Here is a 16,940-nt window from a genome sequence, read left to right as displayed (position 1 = left end):
TGGACCGTCTCCCTTGGAGAAGATGGCTATGGCCTTTTTTAGAATATCACGCTCTAACTCCGCATCTTTAAGTCGCTTACGCAAAACCCTCAGTTCCTGTTCCTCGGGGCTTATCTTAGGATTGTCCGGGAGAACCTTATTACCATTGTAACGTGGGTTCCTGCGCCATTTACTAAGTAAACTGGGATCAATATCCAATTCGCCTGCAACTTCTGCTACTGAACCTTTAACAACGCTCAAATCGACCGCCATTATCTTAAATGAATCATCAAATTTTCTATGCATCTCTACAAATTTATAATTACTTATTAAATCTGTCTCGCATTAAAGGTAGCAACTCCAGAAGGGCTTAGTAAGATAATCATCTGCACCAAGCTGTAAGCCGTTTATTTTATCGTCAATGGAATTTTTTGCCGAAATGATGATAACACCATCTTCCTTATTTTCCTTCGTGAGTTCTTCCAATATTTTCAGACCATTGCCGTCCGGCAAGGTTATATCCAATAAGATGCAGTCATAATTGAACACATCTATCTTGTTCATCGCCTCCGTAAAGGTGGAAGCAACTTCACACAGATAGTTTTCTTCAGAAAGATACTCTACAATACTTTTGGCAAGCTCTTTCTCGTCTTCTATAATTAAGATTTTCATTTCTTCGGGACTTTCATTCTCCAAATTTAAACATACAATTTTGAAGAAATTTGGAATGCCTGCAATAGTTTTGCTGTTAGGCTAAAATTTGATGTAATGCGGTTTTAATCAAAAGAAATAAGTTCTCCTTACTTTTCGTCCTCTTCGTCAATTTTCTTTATCAATACTTTAGACAGACTGTCAAGAAATTTTGTCCGGTTTATTTTGCGTGCTTTCAATTCCATAAAGGTGTGGTAGAAATCGCCTAATTCAATATTGAAAGCATCTTCAAAAGTTCTGGCAATTAATTTTATGTCTGTATTTCCGTTATTAAACACACGGTGGCAGTATAGGGCGTATATTAGTTCGGTAAGTGCCGTTTTGCTTGTCGTCCATATCAACGAGTTGTCTGACCTTTTTCCCAAATCAATATTATTCAGCCTATCCTCCAAATAAACTTGTATCAGGTCATTGGCAGTAACTTTCGGAATGAGATTGGCTTTTACTTCTTTTTCCCTTTGTTCGCTGATGCTGATGTGGTTTCGGTTGATTTGCAGGGTTTTGTTATAGACCTGTGCCGTATCAGTACATTGTTTCAGTGTCCAGACTTCCTGTGCCTGAACAGTATTCCACCCGATAAATATCAATGGAATAACAAATAGTTTGTGAGCGTTCACTAATATAATTGAGCAAATTTTTTTGTTTCTTTTATTGTCTTTATTTAATTATTCCTGCCGCATCATCGTCAGCAACATTTTAAAGCGTTCAATGGCTTTCAATTCGTGTGGAATGTTTGCTGGCATAATGATACAATCACCTTTTTTAAGATGATGAAGTTTTCCGGCAATTGCTATTTCTGCTTCGCCATCCAAAATCTGCACAATGGCATCATAAGGTGTTTTATGTTCTGATAATCCCTGTTCTTTGTCGAACGAGAACAATGTTAAATTTCCGCCGGTACTTTTAGTTACCTGTTTGCTGATAACACCGCCGTTTGTGTATTCAATTGCATTTTCGAGATTGAAAATGCTTTCTTTTTCAAATGTTGCCATACTCGTTGTTTAATTAAAATACTGATGATATTGCTGATACGAATGTTGCAGGCGCAAAACAATTTCACTTGCTTTGGTTGCATCTGTTTCATTTTGCAACGCCTTAATTATTTCAAGATGTGGATGTAGCCATTTGTGCAGTTCATCGTGGCTTTTGCCGCCCATTGTACAACTTTTTACGAGCTGGTCGTTTTGCTCTTTTAGTTGTTGAGCCAATGCTTTATAATCAGTCTTTCCTTCCTGAATATAAGTATTTAACAATTCTTCGCCTTTCACTACAAAAGGTTTCATTTCTTCGTTCACCAGCCACTTTTCGCCATTGTTGAGTTCAATAGAATTAGAACTCTCATCGTCTTGGTGTTCTGCGTGGTTTTCTGTTTCCTGATGTGCCGCTGATTTTTCAGTAACATTATTACAACTCCACAACAACATAACGCTCAATCCAAATACAAGTAGTTTTTTCATATCTCAATTTTTTTTTCAATCATTTTTAAAATTCCCTCCAAAACTGCTTTTCCGTCTTTCATCAGGTTAGACTTATGCCCCGAAAGTTTCCATTTCAATACGGTCATTCTCATTCCTCCAAGTATAATCGTGGTAAGCGTAGAGGCATTGATCAGTTTGCCATATTGCCCTGCCTTATGTCCTTTTTCAATGTTTGTATTTACGTATAGATGCATCAAATCCATTATCTCGGAAACTTTATAACTTAATCCCTCGTCATAATGAAAAATGCTTTCCGCAAAAATGACACTGACAATTGCAGGCTTATCGATAAAGGTTTGTAGTTGTGATTTGAAAATTGCTCGCAGTTCATCTCCTGCTGTTGCATCTGGGCTTACAGAAAGATTACTGATGCGGTCTTTCATTCCCTTTATAAAATAGTTTAGCAAACCAAGTAAAATATCATTCTTGCTTTTAAAATGACGGTATAAAGCCGGTTCGGATAAACCAATATCGGCAGCCAGCGTTTTGATGGTCAGGTTTTGAATACCGTAAGCATCAATACGAGCCGTTGCAGCTTCCATTATTTCTATTTGCCTGTCTGTGAACTTTTCCATATTATTTGTTTGCTAACCAATCACGTTAGTTAGTATTCACTCGCAAAAATAATAATAATTATTTTATCTTTCAAGAAAGTAAACTAATTTTATCTATACATTATAAAACTGGGATATCACCTTATTTCGTCCGCTTTATCCATTTATATGCCTCAAACCATAAAACAGATACAGTAGCAATGCTAATCGCTATGCCTAATTCCCCTGCGTTTAATCTGTTTACCTGAAAGAAATCAGAAAAAAAGGGAATATACAATATGACAGAAAGTAACACCAAAGTTGCTCCTATAATAATCGGGAATAATGGGTTTTTGTATTTTAAACTCTCAAACATACTGTAAACGAATGAACGATTGACCAGGCTCAAAAACACATTAGCAAAAATCAAGGTAGTAAAAACCATTGCTCTTGTAGTTTCTTCGTTACTTCCTTTTTGAACGGAAAATTGATAAGAGAACAATACACCTGCTGTAATTATCAAGCCTTGAATAATGCTGATGCTTAATTCTTTCCAATTAAGGAATGTTTCGGTCATTTTTCGTGGTTTCCGTTGCATCGTATCTTGCTCCATCGGTTCGTTTTCATAGACAATGGAACAGGTCGGTCCCATAATCAGCTCCAGAAAAATAACGTGTATCGGCGTAAAAATATGCGGATATATCCAACCCAAAAACAATGGCAGTGAAACGGTCAAAATAATCGGAATATGAATGGAGATTATATACTGAATGGCTTTTTTGATATTGGCGTAAATCCGTCGCCCTGCTGCAATTCCTGTAATGAGTTTGTCTAAATCATCGTTGGTAATAACCAGTGAAGCTGCTGCTTTGGCTATTTCAGTTCCTTTGCTTCCCATTGCTACACCAATATGAGCTGCTTTCAGTGCAGGTGCATCGTTCACACCATCTCCCAACATCGCCACAACTTCTCCGTTTTGCTTCAAAGCGTTTACCATTGCCAGCTTTGCTTCGGGAAACATCCGTGTAAATAAAGTTGTTGTCTTTGAAAGCCCTATCAATTCCGCTTCGGAATGATGAATAATTTCCATACCATTAACAGCCGGAGTATGATTGATAATCCCAGCTTGCCGGGCAATGGCATTTGTGGTGTCGGCATTGTCGCCTGTAATCACTTTTACTTTAATTCCGGCATCGTAAATTTTCCGGAATACCTGCTGGATATTTTTTTTAGGCGGGTCGTAAAACACGGTAAATCCTAAAAATTCAAAGTTGAAATCCTGCTGTTTTCCGGGAAAATTATTTCCCTCAAAATGACATTTGGCAACACCTAATATCCGATAACCCTGTTTGCCAAAATCACTGATATGCCGGCGAAGTATTTCCTTTTCGTTCTCTGAAAGACTGGATACGGCAAGAATAGCTTCGGGAGCACCTTTGGCTGCAACAATCCGTTCGCCCGAATGGCTTTCAAAAAGATGTGTCATCATCGGGGGCTTACCGTCCAACGGATATTCGTGTACCATTTGGAAATCTTTCCGTTGGTCATTAGGTTGTGTTTGCTCGTAAACCTGATGAAGCGTTTTTTCCATCGGGTCAAACGGAACGGGTTCGCTGCTCCACATTGCAAACTCAATGAGTTCGGAAAGTTCGGGTGTGTTGAAACGTTCTTCGTCAAAAACCTGATTGGATTTGTAATCAAAAAGGGCTTTTAGCCGCATCGAGTTTTCAGTAATTGTTCCGGTTTTATCCGTACAAATTACAGTAGTGCTTCCCAATGTTTCTACCACGCTGCTTCGCTTGATGATAATACCTTCACGCATCAGTTTCCACGCTCCCAATGCCATAAACGTAGTGAAAGCCACGGGAATTTCTTCCGGTAAAATGGACATTGCCAAAGTCAGTCCGACCAACAGGCTTTCAATAATATTCCGGGATTGCCAAAAACTGTATGCCCAAACCATCAGAAAAACCACTATTCCAATAACTGCCATCCATTTTACAAATTTGGTAATCTGGATTTGCAGTGGTGAACGCTCTTCTTTAATCTCCTGAATGGATTTCCCGATTTTTCCCAGCTTCGTTTCTGAACCGATTTTTTCAACTTTAAAAACCGCCAGTCCTGAAACTGTCAAAGTACCACTATATATTTTTCTGTCTTCGGTATCCTGATTTTTAAACACCGAAAAACTTTCTCCTGTAAGAGAGGCTTCATTTACTGAAAAATCGTTGCTGTGTACTATTTCACCATCGGCATTAATCATTTTTCCTTCTTCAATAATACACAAATCGCCCACGGCAATTTCGTGGGTGGGAATTTGTATTACTTTTGAATTCCGTATAACGGTGCTGAGTGGTTCGTTCAGTTTTTCCAGAGCTTCCAATGCTTTTTTGCTTCGATTGTCCTGATAGAATGAGATGCCTGAAACAGCTATGATTGCTCCCAACATAAAAGCCGCTTCGGAATAATTGCCCACAATCACATAGATAATAGCCACTGCAATGAGTAAAAGCAACATCGGTTCTTTGAGAATAGCCAATAACATATTGTACCAGGTATTCTTCTTTATACTGTCTGATTGGTTATAACCAAATTTACTTTGGGAAATTTTTAGCTCTTCTTCCGAAAGACCTGTGAGATGTTTTGGGATATTATAGGTTGTCATATTTTTTAATTTTAGATGATTAGTCTCAAGTATTGAAACTGCTTTTGGAATAACTAAATTAGTAGTGTTACCAATTATTTTTGTCAATATGAATTATTTATTTAATCTCCACCAATCATTTTTGACGTTATTCCCTTTTTGCCTGTTAATTCTGCTATAACAATTCCTGCAATGTATACCAATATAAAAATCGGAAACCAGTATATCGCCAGCTTATGTACGGTTTCCATAGGCTCTTTCAAATCCCCATCGCCCCATTTGAGATAAAATCCTGTTATAGCAGCAATAGCTACAAACAAATAAAATAAAATATATGTCATCCCTTGCAGACGTTCTTTTATGGATTGTTTTCCGATAAAAGGATTTGGGAAACGAGTTCCTTTCAACAGCATTTAGGCAATTCTCATTAAGAAGAAAAAAACGATGATATACGCTGCGTATTCGTGCCATTGCCACATAGGGTTAAGGATATCATTGGCTATAGCCATTGTCTGTTCCTTCGTCATTATTCCGGGAGCATCCTGCTCGATAACCGCAACAATGGGCTTTCGACCCATCCACTGCATTCTTAAAAATCCAGAAATAAACAGTACGGTCATCGGAAGTCCCAAAGACCAGTGCAATATTCTATGAGTTACAGTAAACTCTTTCTTAAAGATTGTTTTCATTATTTTAAATTTTTTTTATAATTGTAAGTCCGACTGCTTTGGATTGATAGAAAGGAACAACGGACAATACTTCCCTTTCTTTTTTTGACGAAAACCATTTCGATGTGACAGGAAATAACCAATAAGCAATTTCGGTTGATACAATACCTATTCCTGCACCGGCAATTATATCACCCACCCAATGTTTATCATTTAGAACACGATATATGCCTGTGGCTATTGCAATGGGATAACCTGAAATACTCAACCAAAAATTGGTTTCTTTGTATTCCCTAAACATAAAATGTGCTGATGAAAAAGCCGTTGCTGTATGCCCCGAAGGGAAAGATAAATTATTTGAGCCATCGGGGCGTGTCTCTCCTATGAATTGTTTTGCAGGCAATACAATTGCGGCGGAAACTAATTGGGAAGTAGCATAAATAATGGTTCGGTCTCTAAAATTATGTTTCCCTTTTATCCCTGCAAGATTAAGCACATATACAGCCGCAGCAGGAGTATATTGCATATAATTATCTATCGTGGCACCGGCAATAAAATGTTCTCGTGTTTCGTGTCGGGTAGATAAATTAAGTTCTTTCAGCTTAGGAGATGTTAAGCTTACAATTCCATAAGAGATAAAAACCGACGGGACAATAAGTTTCTTCGCTGAAAATTTATACGCCTTATCGTCAATATTTAATGTATCCTTATTTCCTGTTTGAGCTTTTAAGCTCAACGCATACAAGAAAGTAATCAATAACAATATAGGTTTCATCTTAATCCTCTGCTTTATTTTTCAATCCCATTAACAATGTGTAGGCTCCTTTCTGGGCGATTTTTTTACCGATTAATTGGTTTCCGTTGACAATCTCTGTCCAACCGTCACCAGAGGTACCGACTTCTACTGCTGTCATTCTGAAACTGTTCTTTTCCAGCACTTCAAAGACATAATGTTTTCCTTCAAAAGTCACAACGCTTTCCTCCGGAAGTGCTAATGCTTTGATTTCGGGTATGGGAACTTCGGCATTCATATATAGACCAGGAATAAGTTTTGCGTTGTTTTCCGTGAAATGGGCGTAAACCTCCACCGCCCGGTCTTGGGAAATATTTTTACCGATTAGAATGATTTCGCCTCCATATTTCTTTTCCGGATTGCTGTTGGTGTATGCCGTAAGCGATTGTCCGATGTTGATTTTATCCCAATCTTTTTCAAATACTTTCAGGTTCAGGTGCAAATCTTTCGGATTTACCAGTTCAAACAACACATCCGATGGGGAAACGTATTTGCCTACATTCACAAAAACCTGAGAAACAAAACCGTCAAAAGGAGCATAAACAGACGCTGTACGTTTGATGTTGTTCACCGAAACATTGAAGGGATTGATATGGATTAACCACAGTTTTTCTTCCAATGCCTTTTTGCTGATGAGCAGTGTTTCATAATCGGTTTTTGCTTGCAAATACACTTTATCACTGCTTGCCTTACTTTGGTTCAATAGCTTCTGGCGGTGGTATTCGGCTTCTGCATTTTGCAATTGAGCCTTTGCTGTCAGGTAATCCTGTTGCAGTTGGATGAATTGGTTGTCTTCCATCAAAGCGATTACTTCACCTTTTCGAAAGTGCATTCCGGGTAGCAATTTCGTAGATTTTACATATCCGCCCAGTGCACTACTCACCGATATCAGATTTTGTGGCGGCACATCCACCATTCCGTTCATTTTCAGCGTTTTTGTTACATTTCTTTCCTGTAATTCAACGGTCGTTAGCGAGAATGCTTTTAGTTGTTCGTCCGATAGTTTCAACACGTTTTCGGTAGCTTCCGCTACATTTTCTTCTGTTGTTTTTTCCTTATTTCCACAACTCCATAACAGGAGCAAAACGAAAATTCCGACTATATTTTTCATTAGAATATTTTATTTTGAAATGAGATATTGAAGATTGAATATTTGGAAATTGAGCTGCATCACGGCATCGTAATAATCACGCTGTATCTGTATCGCCTGATTATTAAGTATCACCCAGTCCAAGTAATTTATTTCGCCATTGGCAAATTGTTCTTCTGCCGTTTTGAAAATCTGATCGGCTGCCGGCAATTGTTTTTTCTTATACGTACCGACGATGTCAAGCTGTGTCCGGTACTGCTGCAATGCTGCTTCATATCCACTTTCCCACTCGGCTTTACGCAAAGCGAGTTCATTTTCCGTGAAGAGAATACGCTGTTCCTCTGCTTTGATCTGTGATTTCTGTGCTTTGAAGAAAATAGGTATGCCTACACCCACTTGAAAGGAATTAAAGCGATTGCTGTTCAAATCCCTGAAGCTCTGGTTGAAATAACCAATTGACAGATTGGGCAACAGCTTCGATTTTTCTAAGCGAACCGATGCTTTTGCTTTTTCGATTTCCTGTGCCGAAAATAGCAAGACCGGATGTTGTGCGACATCCGAATTCGCATCAAACAGCACCTCCTGAACGATGATGTCGGAAGCCGATGGTTCATAGCGGGTGTCAGCATTCAGCATCAGTTGAAACTGTATTTTTGCCAACTCAATTTCGTTTGCCAACGCTTTTAATTGTATAGCAATGTTTTCCCGTTGCACTTCGGCAGCCGTTTTTTCAAGCAGGTTGCTTTCGCCGCTTTCCATTCGCAGAGAGGCTTTTTCTAAAAAACCTTTATACATTTCATCGGTACGGTTCAGGATTTTTTCCCGCTCACGCAAAACCACAATCTGGTAAAACAGTTCACTTACAGTCTTACGGATGTCCAGTTTGTTCAGCCTCACCGAGATAACTGCCGAATTCCATTCTTCGTTCAGCAGTTTCTTCTGGTTGCCGTACACAGTCGGAAAACTGAAAGATTGTGAAATCCCGAATTTATTATCGGAAGTTGCACTGTTGACCTGTCCGAATTCGCCCGTTATAGTAGGCTGTGGGATATTGGTTCCAGTAGCCGTCCGCTTTTTATAATATTCTGCGAGCAGGTTTTGGCTTTTTGCCGACAGGTTGTTTTCTGTAGCCATCTTCACTGCTTCATCGAGTGTGATGCTTTGCGAAAATGCTGAACCACTCAAACCTAATAAAATAAGAAGCGTTGCACTTTTCCTTCCGAATGGCAGTTTCGGAAATTTCAGTTTTTCAAACAACACAAATAAAGTGGGCAATACAAAAAGGGTCAGGAACGTCGCAATCAGTAAACCTCCGATTACCACCGTTGCCAACGGACGCTGCACTTCGGCTCCTGCACCGTTGCTCACCGCCATCGGGAAGAAACCGAGCGATGCCACGAATGCGGTCATCAGTACTGGGCGAAGCCTTGTCTTGGTTCCCAGCAGTGCTATCTGGTACAGGTCTTTCTCTCCGGCTTGCTTCATCCGGTTAAACTCTGCAATGAGAACAATTCCGTTGAGCACAGCTACCCCGAACAAAGCAATAAAACCGATGCCCGCACTGATACTGAACGGCATTCCACGCAATGCCAACAGGAATATTCCACCGATGGCCGACAACGGAATGGCGGTATAGATCAACAAACTTTCCTTCACGGAACGAAAGGCGAAATACAGCAGAATGAATATCAATACCAGCGAAACCGGAACGGCTATCATCAATCGGTTCGTGGCTTCATTCAAGTTCTCAAAGGCTCCGCCGTAGGTCACATAGTAGCCGGGCGAAAATGCCATCTGTTTATCGGCTTTGCCCTGCAATTCGTTGACGATACTCTGTACATCACGTCCACGAACGTTGAAACCAACCACAATCCTCCTTTTGGCATCTTCCCGCTGGATCTGAGCGGGCCCTTCTATGATCTGTACATCCGCTACCTGATACAGTGGTATCTGATTGCCCTTGGGCGTTGGGATAAGTAGGTTGCGTATATCTTGCAGATTTTCACGTTGTGTTTCGTCCAGACGAACCATCAGCTCAAAACGTTTCTCACCCTCATACACTTTACCTGTGCTTTGTCCCGCAAAAGCGGTGTTCACGACTTTGTTGATGCCGGCTATATCCAGATTATACTGGGCAATGTTTGCACGGTTGTATTTTATTACCACTTGTGGCATCCCTGTGATGGGTTCGATGTATAAGTCCTGAGCACCTTGTACCGTTTTGATGATTTCGCCAAAGTGGGATGCATAAGCGGAGAGGCTGTCCAGATCCTCACCGAAAATCTTACAGACCACATCCTGCCTTGCTCCGGTCATCAGTTCGTTAAAACGCATCTGTACAGGATATTGAAATCCGGTCGTAATTCCTGGAACTGCTTCAAGTGATTTGCCCATTTTTTCAGCCAGTTCTGGAAAGGTTTTGGCAGATTTCCATTCCTTTTTATCTTTCAGGATCACCATCAGGTCGCTCGCTTCCATCGGCATCGGGTCGGTAGGTACTTCACCGCTTCCTATTTTGGTCACGACCTTTTCTACTTCGGGATAATCCCTTATGAGGATATGGGCTGCTTTCTGGGTGTATTCAACCGTTGTTTTCAGGTTACTTCCCGTCAATACACGGGTATCTACCGCAAAATCGCCTTCTTCCAATGCCGGAATAAATTCGCCTCCCAAGCGAGACAAAATAAGTACCGCAACGACGAAAAGGGAAACCACCACCCCAATAACGATTTTCGGGAAATGCAGCACCTTAGCGAGTGCTTTGTGATGAATGTTCTCCAACTTTTGCATAATCCGGTCAGACAAATTGGGTTTGTGCTTGATTTTTTTGCTCAACACCAATGAACTCATCATCGGGATATAGGTAAGTGAAAGGATGAATGCACCGATCAAGGCAAAAGCCACGGTCTGTGCCATCGGCTTAAACATTTTTCCCTCGATGCCTTCAAGCGTGAAAATAGGCAGGTACACAATCAGGATGATGAGCTGACCGAATACGGCACTATTGACCATTTTGGTAGCCGAATTGCTGACCTGATGGTTCATTTCGTCCTGCGAAATACGATTGGCAACTGAAAATTTCTTTCCGTGCAACTGGTGCAGTACGGCTTCGACTATGATGACCGCTCCGTCCACAATCAATCCGAAATCCAATGCTCCCAAGCTCATTAGGTTACCGCTCACGCCAAACAAATTCATCATAATGATGGCAAACAGCATTGACAGCGGTATTACAGAAGCAACCAGAAATCCGGCTCTGAAATTTCCGAGGAACAAGACCAGTACAAAGATCACGATCAAGGCTCCTTCGGCAAGATTGGTCTCAATGGTGCTGATAGCATTGTTTACCATCTTGGTACGGTCGAGAAAAGGTTCGATGACCACGCCCTTGGGCAATGTTTTTTGGATGACGGCTATGCGTTCTTTTACATTTTTGATGACTTCAGCACTGTTGGCTCCCTTGAGCATCATCACTACTGCACCTGAGACTTCGCCCTGATCGTTATAGGTCATTGCTCCGTATCGTGTGGCATAGCCTGTCTTCACTTCGGCAACATCTTTCAACAATACAGGAATACCGTCCTGCGTTGCCGTGACCGAAATGTTTTCGATATCTTCTTTATTCTCAATCAGTCCTTCGCTGCGTATATAGAGTACGGTAGGACCTTTTTCGATATAAGCACCTCCGGTATTTTGGTTGTTATTTTCCAACGCTGTGAATACATCGCTGATGGTGAGGTTCTGCGATTGCAGTTTGTTGGCATTGACGGCTACTTCATATTGTTTCAGCTTACCTCCAAAGCTGCTGACTTCGGCAACGCCTTTTACACCTAATAATTGCCGTCTTACGATCCAGTCCTGAATAGTACGCAGTTCGGTGGCACCAAATTGGTTTTCGTACCCCTTTTCGGGTCTTACCACGTATTGGTAAATCTCTCCCAATCCAGTGGAAATAGGCCCCAGTTCGGGGGTACCTACACCGTCGGGGATTTCGTTCTGAACGGTTTGCAATCTCTCAGCAACCTGCTGTCTTGCCCAATACACATCGGTATTGTCATCAAAGACAATGGTTACTAACGATAATCCAAAGCGGGAAAAACTCCGTATTTCGGTAATGCCATTTATATTGCTGTTTGCCTGTTCGATAGGGAAAGTAACCAGACGTTCGATATCGGTCGCTCCCAATGAAGGAGCTACGGTAATGACCTGCACCTGATTGTTGGTAATATCAGGTTGAGCATCAATAGGTAACTTGGTGGCTTCATACAACCCCAAGACAATGAGAGCTATTGTAAATAGCCCAATGATGAGTTTATTCCTAATGGAAAACCCAATTATTTTGTCTAACATAATTTTTGATACTGTTAATGATTAATGGGATACGGGATTTGCAGGCACACACTGGTGGTGCAAATCCCGAAATACACAGATGATTAATTGATATAGACTTTAGGTACGGCAATACTGGTGTCATATAGACACACAGAAGCAATACACACAATTGCGAATTCAATTAAAAATCAATCCAGAAAAAATTAACAGGCTTTGGGAGGCTGCCAGATAGTGGGGAGGTAATTGTTGTCTGAGAATGTGTCATCCAACGGTAAAGCTTTAGGTTCTTTACCCACAAGTTTTCTCGTTTCTATTTCAAAACTAAAAGGAGGGGTAAGTACAAAACTGACACTCAAAACATCGGTATGGACGATAAACGGTAGTTGTTGATCATGCTCGTAATCCTCATCGTGTGGATGATTTTCGAGGTGGTTGCCTTCATAATGAAGTGCGAGAAACTCCATCACATTTATTTGAGGATTTTTCTCTTTGTGCTCGAAATAATGTTCTACCAGTATAGGAAATTTCAACAACTGACCTAACTCAGTCGTTGAAATAAGATATACGGACAGAAACAATATGGCGAGTACTCTTCTCATATAGCAAAGTTAGTAAAAAAGAGTATTCCGTTTTTTAAGTTGTTGTAATTTAAAACCTTTCAAAATTAAACATTAAGGATGTTAGGTTATTTTACACATTTCTATTGCCCTTGCTACACCAAATGCTGCAAGCTTGGGTCATTTTTGATACGTTCCAATTCGTTTTCAATAATCCCAACAATATCGGTTTTGATTTTCCGATAATTGCTTTCAATTTCTTGTTTCATATTATCAACTCCGTTTTCATCAGCAAAGGATAATATTTGCGGTATTTGCTGGTAGGCTTGGGTTTCCGTATCTACCTTTTCATTATCCACTACGATTTCAGCGTGAAATATTTTTTGGTCGATACGTTCATCGAAGTTATCCGATACAGATCCTACAAACATACCCTGTGTAAGCGTTGAAATTTTGGAAGCCGGAATAAGGCTGTCTAACTGTGTGGAAATAGAGGTAGATTTATCGTTGCGGTTAATGGTCATACTATGTCTTTTCTGCAATACTTTCCCGAAGCGTTCTGACAAGCTCTTTGCTGTTTCTCCGACTACCTGACCACTGAATATATTGCCAACTGTGTTCTGAATAACCTTCGCTTCTTTATCTCCATAATCCCGTATTAACTGCGAAAAATCCTGAAAGCCCAGGCATACTGCTACCTTATTACTTCTCGCCGTTGCGATAAGATTATCCAGTCCCCTGAAATAAATCGTGGGCAACTCATCTATGATAACCGAACTCTTTAGCTGTCCCTTTTTATTAATCAGTTTTACAATCCTTGAATTGTACAAACCCAACATCTCCATTTTTTCTCCTGCTGATAATCGCATATACTTTTTGTACTTATCCGTTAATCCAGCAGATCCAAGCTTTTTTTTACGATATCATAGCGCAAAACCAAATCAGCAACCATTTCTTTGAGTCTGGCATTTTCTTTTCGGAGCTCGGCAACCTCATCCGATGTTGCCTCACGAGTTACATCACCTTCAAGTCTCTTTTTTCCGGCATCTAAAAACTCCTTGTTCCATTTGTAGAACTGAGACTCATTAATACTGTGCTTTCGGCAGATCTCGGCAATAGAATGCTCTGCACGTAAAGCTTCCATCACGATCATAATTTTCTGCTCGGCGGTAAAAATTCTGCGGGTACTGCGACGTACATCCTTGATGAAATTTTCGGGGGTTGTTTTTTTCGGTCTTCCCATGATCATTAAAGTTAAATCTTTTTAGGAAAACACTCTCTTAGTTTTTAATCATTTAGGTCCAAATTATGCTGACGATTTACATGCTTCTCGAGATACTCTTTCATCATCTCTCCAGCTTTTTTACCTACTGCCTTTTCGATAAGTAGAAATTCATAAGGTTCTGGTGCTCCTGTTTTAAAGTATATCTCTTTAAGGCGCTTTTCGGTTATTCCCGTCTTTTGTTGAATTATATCAAAAGAGTTCTTGCTAGGAATATATTCGACACCATCGGTCTCAAAGTTTTCCTTCATATATGACCCAAACTTATTTCTTGAATTCGTGTCTTTTTTGTCAGTTTTGACTTTTTTTAAGTTGAAGTTCCTATGAGGGTAAACAGATTTTCTAGCGTTTTCTATAGTATCACCAGAGTTTATAGCGATGTTATAAAAGGAGTGAAGTGAAACACCTTGGCGCTTCTTGGTGATAATTTTACTTATTTCACCCTTAGAAATATTAACGGTTTTTCCGAAAGCTTCGTTTGATAAACCTAGGTGTTGCTTTCTAGAAAGTACATAAATGCAGAAGTTATCTAAATCTTGATTAGCCAGTTTTTTATCATCCATAATTAATATCTTGTCGGTTCCTTATATTTTATTTGTATTTAAGGAATCGAATGTTTACTTTTGTTTAAGCGATTAAGAAACAGAGGTGTTAATCTCTGTGAACGATGTATCTCGACCCGAAACGACTAATTCCTTCGAGAGAAACCGTGAAATCGCCCCATGCTCAAAAAGTTTACTACATTTGTAGTTCTTTATAAAAGAAGCATGTGGGTGGTTCACGTTAACTTTAGGAGGTAGAGTCAAGAGTCTCGCGTAGACTTAGACAGCAGGGCTAGTCACCCACGGGCCTAAAGTGTGAATCACCCCTTGTTTTTACAGGGTATTTCCCCCTCTTCGACTTACATCGTTCTACATAAACTAAATATTATGAGAACGATTACATTAACCATCCCAAAGAAACCCTCAGACTCGATCCAAGATCGCGGTCACTGGTTTTGTCATTCATTACATGTCAAGAACATCATTTCGCCACCGGAATAAAACTGCTATCACTGTAAACAGACAAGGGGAATGGGGCACGGTTATTTTACAATATCTGCCTTTTAGCCCACAGCAACGCATTAAAAATGCCTGTTGTGTTCTTGTCTGCTACCGACCTATCATACACCTTACAAAAAGTTGTATAATAGAGCGATATCGCATCTTTAATCTGGAACCTTAAAGGTAATGATTAGTTTCTATTGCTACAAATTGTTTTGTATGGAGCAGTATTGTTAGTACAATATGTGAAGGTCGGTTATTGTATTTTTCTTTTTCCTAAGTGTCATATTACCAACGTAAAGAGACCAATTCTAATTCACGAAAAGTGATGCTTGGGAAATCTTTTTTTATCGTGAATCGGTAGCACGTAATTAGCTGTAGGGCTGTGCCCTGATTGTGTTTGCGTGTTGCTTTAAATAACCGAAAAATGAAACATTTTTTTAGGGGTGGGATTGGATTGTTCAAAAAATGGGGACATGAGAGTTTTATCCATCAAAGTGAAAAAAAACTAAATGTTTTTAGATTATCTGCGATGAGCCCGTTGGGGTTCCTCTACTACGGTCGGAATGACGTAAAGGAGGGTAGGTGTAGCGAAGACAGGAGAAGCCTTCGTACTACGTTCGGACTGGTTTCGCCTTTGCTTCGGCCGTACACCACAGATTTACCATGTTTTGACCATAGATTTACCACGTTTTCATCGGGAATATTCGATGAAAACGTGATGAAAAGGTGTTCCGGAGGTAATGAAACTCCGAAGGTGGTACGGAGCAGGTACGGATCTGATGAGGAGGCAGCCGACTTGGCACCTACTGTGTACCAACTTAGTTCTACCCAGGTTCTACCTTTGTTCTGCTTTTGTTCTACCTCGCTTGGTTCAGCGCCTGACTGTGCTGTGATGCGGCTCCGATCATCATCGGAGAACTATCGGAGCGCCATCGGGGAATCATCGGAGCAAGGTGGTACTTGGTTAGGTCATGGTAGGTACCAAGCAGGCTCTTTCTCTGCTTATTCGTGGCCTATTGGTTGCTTCTCCTTTGGTCTACAACCAAGGAATAAGCCAAGAACAACCGAAGAACAGGCAAACAAAGAGCAAGGAAAGACCAAGCAAAGTCCGAAGAATAAGCAAGGAATCAGTAAGGCTAGTGTATTGTCTTCTAATACACTCCTCATACACTGTTATTACTTCGAGCATACTTGGCTAATACTTAGGCAATACGCCAGGTCTGCTTCTGCTAAGCTGGCTGAAGTTATTGGCAATGCCTCGGGACAGCGTCGTACCTGCCTGCAGGTTTGTTCGACTGCTATTCGACAGTTGTTCGGGTCCTGTTCGGCGGTACGTCGAAGCGCAGTCGAAGCCGTGTCAAACACCACCCGAAGGAGTCTCGAAGCAGTCCCGAACCAGTCTCGAAGCGGTGCCGAAGGTCTGCCGAAGAGCTCTCGAAGACAAGTCGAAGCGGAGTCAAATACCGCTCGAAGCGGGTGTGAAATGGAACTGCAACTAAAAATGAGAGACTTTTTTTATGCTGCTAATCTTTCTTTACCCAACAGCATTTCTTCCATTTGCCTAGGTGTTTTGTAACCTAAAGCCGAATGTGTTCTTTTAGTGTTATAAAAACCTTCTATATATCCGAACACCTCTAATTTAGCCGAGTGCTGATCCATAAACCTTCTATGGTAGACCATCTCTGCCTTTAAAGATTTGAAGAAACTCTCCGCTACGGCATTATCCCAACAGTTCGCTTTCCTACTCATACTCTGGATTATGTTATTATCGCTGAGTATCGATTTAAATTCGCCACAAGCGTACTGGATCCCTCGGTCTGAGTGAAA

Annotated in this window: 15 protein-coding genes and 2 pseudogenes; 1 reads left to right on the top strand and 16 read right to left on the bottom strand. The window is 40.6% G+C overall.

What is annotated here, in order from left to right; translation table 11 throughout:
- The 15 genes and pseudogenes from B5X76_RS21295 to B5X76_RS21225 all read right to left on the bottom strand — a co-directional run.
- Positions 1-285, bottom strand: a 285-nt coding sequence (locus B5X76_RS21295; protein ID WP_139375275.1) for a transposase, incomplete at its 3' end; no start/stop codon positions are given.
- Positions 286-324: 39 nt separating this feature from the next.
- Positions 325-651 (bottom strand): response regulator transcription factor, encoded by a 327-nt coding sequence (locus tag B5X76_RS21290; RefSeq protein WP_079645938.1) that lies wholly within the window; start codon positions 649-651, stop codon positions 325-327.
- A 128-nt stretch (positions 652-779) separates the two neighbouring features.
- A complete protein-coding gene (locus B5X76_RS22495) occupies positions 780-1,307 on the bottom strand; it encodes an RteC domain-containing protein (RefSeq protein ID WP_449448519.1) in 528 nt (175 codons plus the stop codon).
- 48 nt (positions 1,308-1,355) lie between these two features.
- A complete protein-coding gene (locus tag B5X76_RS21280; protein ID WP_079645937.1) occupies positions 1,356-1,682 on the bottom strand; it encodes a cupin domain-containing protein in 327 nt (108 codons plus the stop codon).
- Positions 1,683-1,691: 9 nt separating this feature from the next.
- The gene (locus tag B5X76_RS21275; RefSeq protein ID WP_079645936.1) at positions 1,692-2,147 is read right to left on the bottom strand and encodes a hypothetical protein; all 456 of its coding nucleotides are present in this window, start codon (positions 2,145-2,147) and stop codon (positions 1,692-1,694) included.
- Positions 2,144-2,743, bottom strand: coding sequence for a TetR/AcrR family transcriptional regulator (locus B5X76_RS21270; protein WP_079645935.1), 600 nt, complete (start codon positions 2,741-2,743; stop codon positions 2,144-2,146). The genes B5X76_RS21275 and B5X76_RS21270 overlap by 4 nt, the downstream gene beginning before the upstream one ends.
- 121 nt (positions 2,744-2,864) lie before the next feature.
- Complete coding sequence (locus B5X76_RS21265) at positions 2,865-5,366, bottom strand: cation-translocating P-type ATPase (RefSeq protein WP_079645934.1); 2,502 nt, start codon at positions 5,364-5,366, stop codon at positions 2,865-2,867.
- 101 nt (positions 5,367-5,467) lie between these two features.
- Positions 5,468-6,034 (bottom strand): annotated as a pseudogene (locus B5X76_RS22340) (cytochrome b/b6 domain-containing protein).
- Between the two features lie 4 nt (positions 6,035-6,038).
- Entirely contained in the window at positions 6,039-6,776 is a 738-nt protein-coding gene (locus tag B5X76_RS21255; protein ID WP_245801108.1) for a phosphatase PAP2 family protein, read from the bottom strand.
- A 13-nt stretch (positions 6,777-6,789) separates the two neighbouring features.
- On the bottom strand, positions 6,790-7,917 hold the full coding sequence (locus tag B5X76_RS21250; RefSeq protein ID WP_079645932.1) for an efflux RND transporter periplasmic adaptor subunit: 1,128 nt from the start codon (positions 7,915-7,917) through the stop codon (positions 6,790-6,792).
- A 9-nt stretch (positions 7,918-7,926) separates the two neighbouring features.
- The gene (locus B5X76_RS21245; RefSeq protein ID WP_079645931.1) at positions 7,927-12,246 is read right to left on the bottom strand and encodes a CusA/CzcA family heavy metal efflux RND transporter; all 4,320 of its coding nucleotides are present in this window, start codon (positions 12,244-12,246) and stop codon (positions 7,927-7,929) included.
- A gap of 185 nt (positions 12,247-12,431) precedes the next feature.
- Complete coding sequence (locus B5X76_RS21240; protein WP_079645930.1) at positions 12,432-12,827, bottom strand: hypothetical protein; 396 nt, start codon at positions 12,825-12,827, stop codon at positions 12,432-12,434.
- 113 nt (positions 12,828-12,940) lie between these two features.
- Positions 12,941-13,621: pseudogene (locus B5X76_RS21235) on the bottom strand (TraM recognition domain-containing protein); the annotation flags it as partial.
- A gap of 53 nt (positions 13,622-13,674) precedes the next feature.
- Entirely contained in the window at positions 13,675-14,028 is a 354-nt protein-coding gene (locus B5X76_RS21230) for a transposase (protein ID WP_176141163.1), read from the bottom strand.
- A 44-nt stretch (positions 14,029-14,072) separates the two neighbouring features.
- Positions 14,073-14,630 carry a hypothetical protein gene (locus B5X76_RS21225; protein WP_079645928.1) on the bottom strand — a complete coding sequence of 186 codons (558 nt, stop codon included), beginning with the start codon at positions 14,628-14,630 and terminating at the stop codon, positions 14,073-14,075.
- Between the two features lie 907 nt (positions 14,631-15,537).
- Here B5X76_RS21225 and B5X76_RS21870 point away from each other — a divergent pair.
- Complete coding sequence (locus B5X76_RS21870) at positions 15,538-16,689, top strand: hypothetical protein (RefSeq protein WP_139375443.1); 1,152 nt, start codon at positions 15,538-15,540, stop codon at positions 16,687-16,689.
- Here B5X76_RS21870 and B5X76_RS21220 read toward each other — a convergent pair.
- Positions 16,629-16,940 (bottom strand): IS3 family transposase (locus tag B5X76_RS21220; RefSeq protein WP_139375442.1); only part of this gene is annotated, 312 nt, incomplete at its 5' end. The two genes, B5X76_RS21870 and B5X76_RS21220, sit on opposite strands and share 61 nt — an antisense overlap.

Source organism: Sphingobacterium nematocida (genome assembly GCF_900168125.1).
Classification (GTDB): domain Bacteria; phylum Bacteroidota; class Bacteroidia; order Sphingobacteriales; family Sphingobacteriaceae; genus Sphingobacterium; species Sphingobacterium nematocida.
The sequence above is the reverse complement of the archived record's forward strand: the minus strand, read 5'-3'. Positions and strand labels throughout refer to the sequence as shown.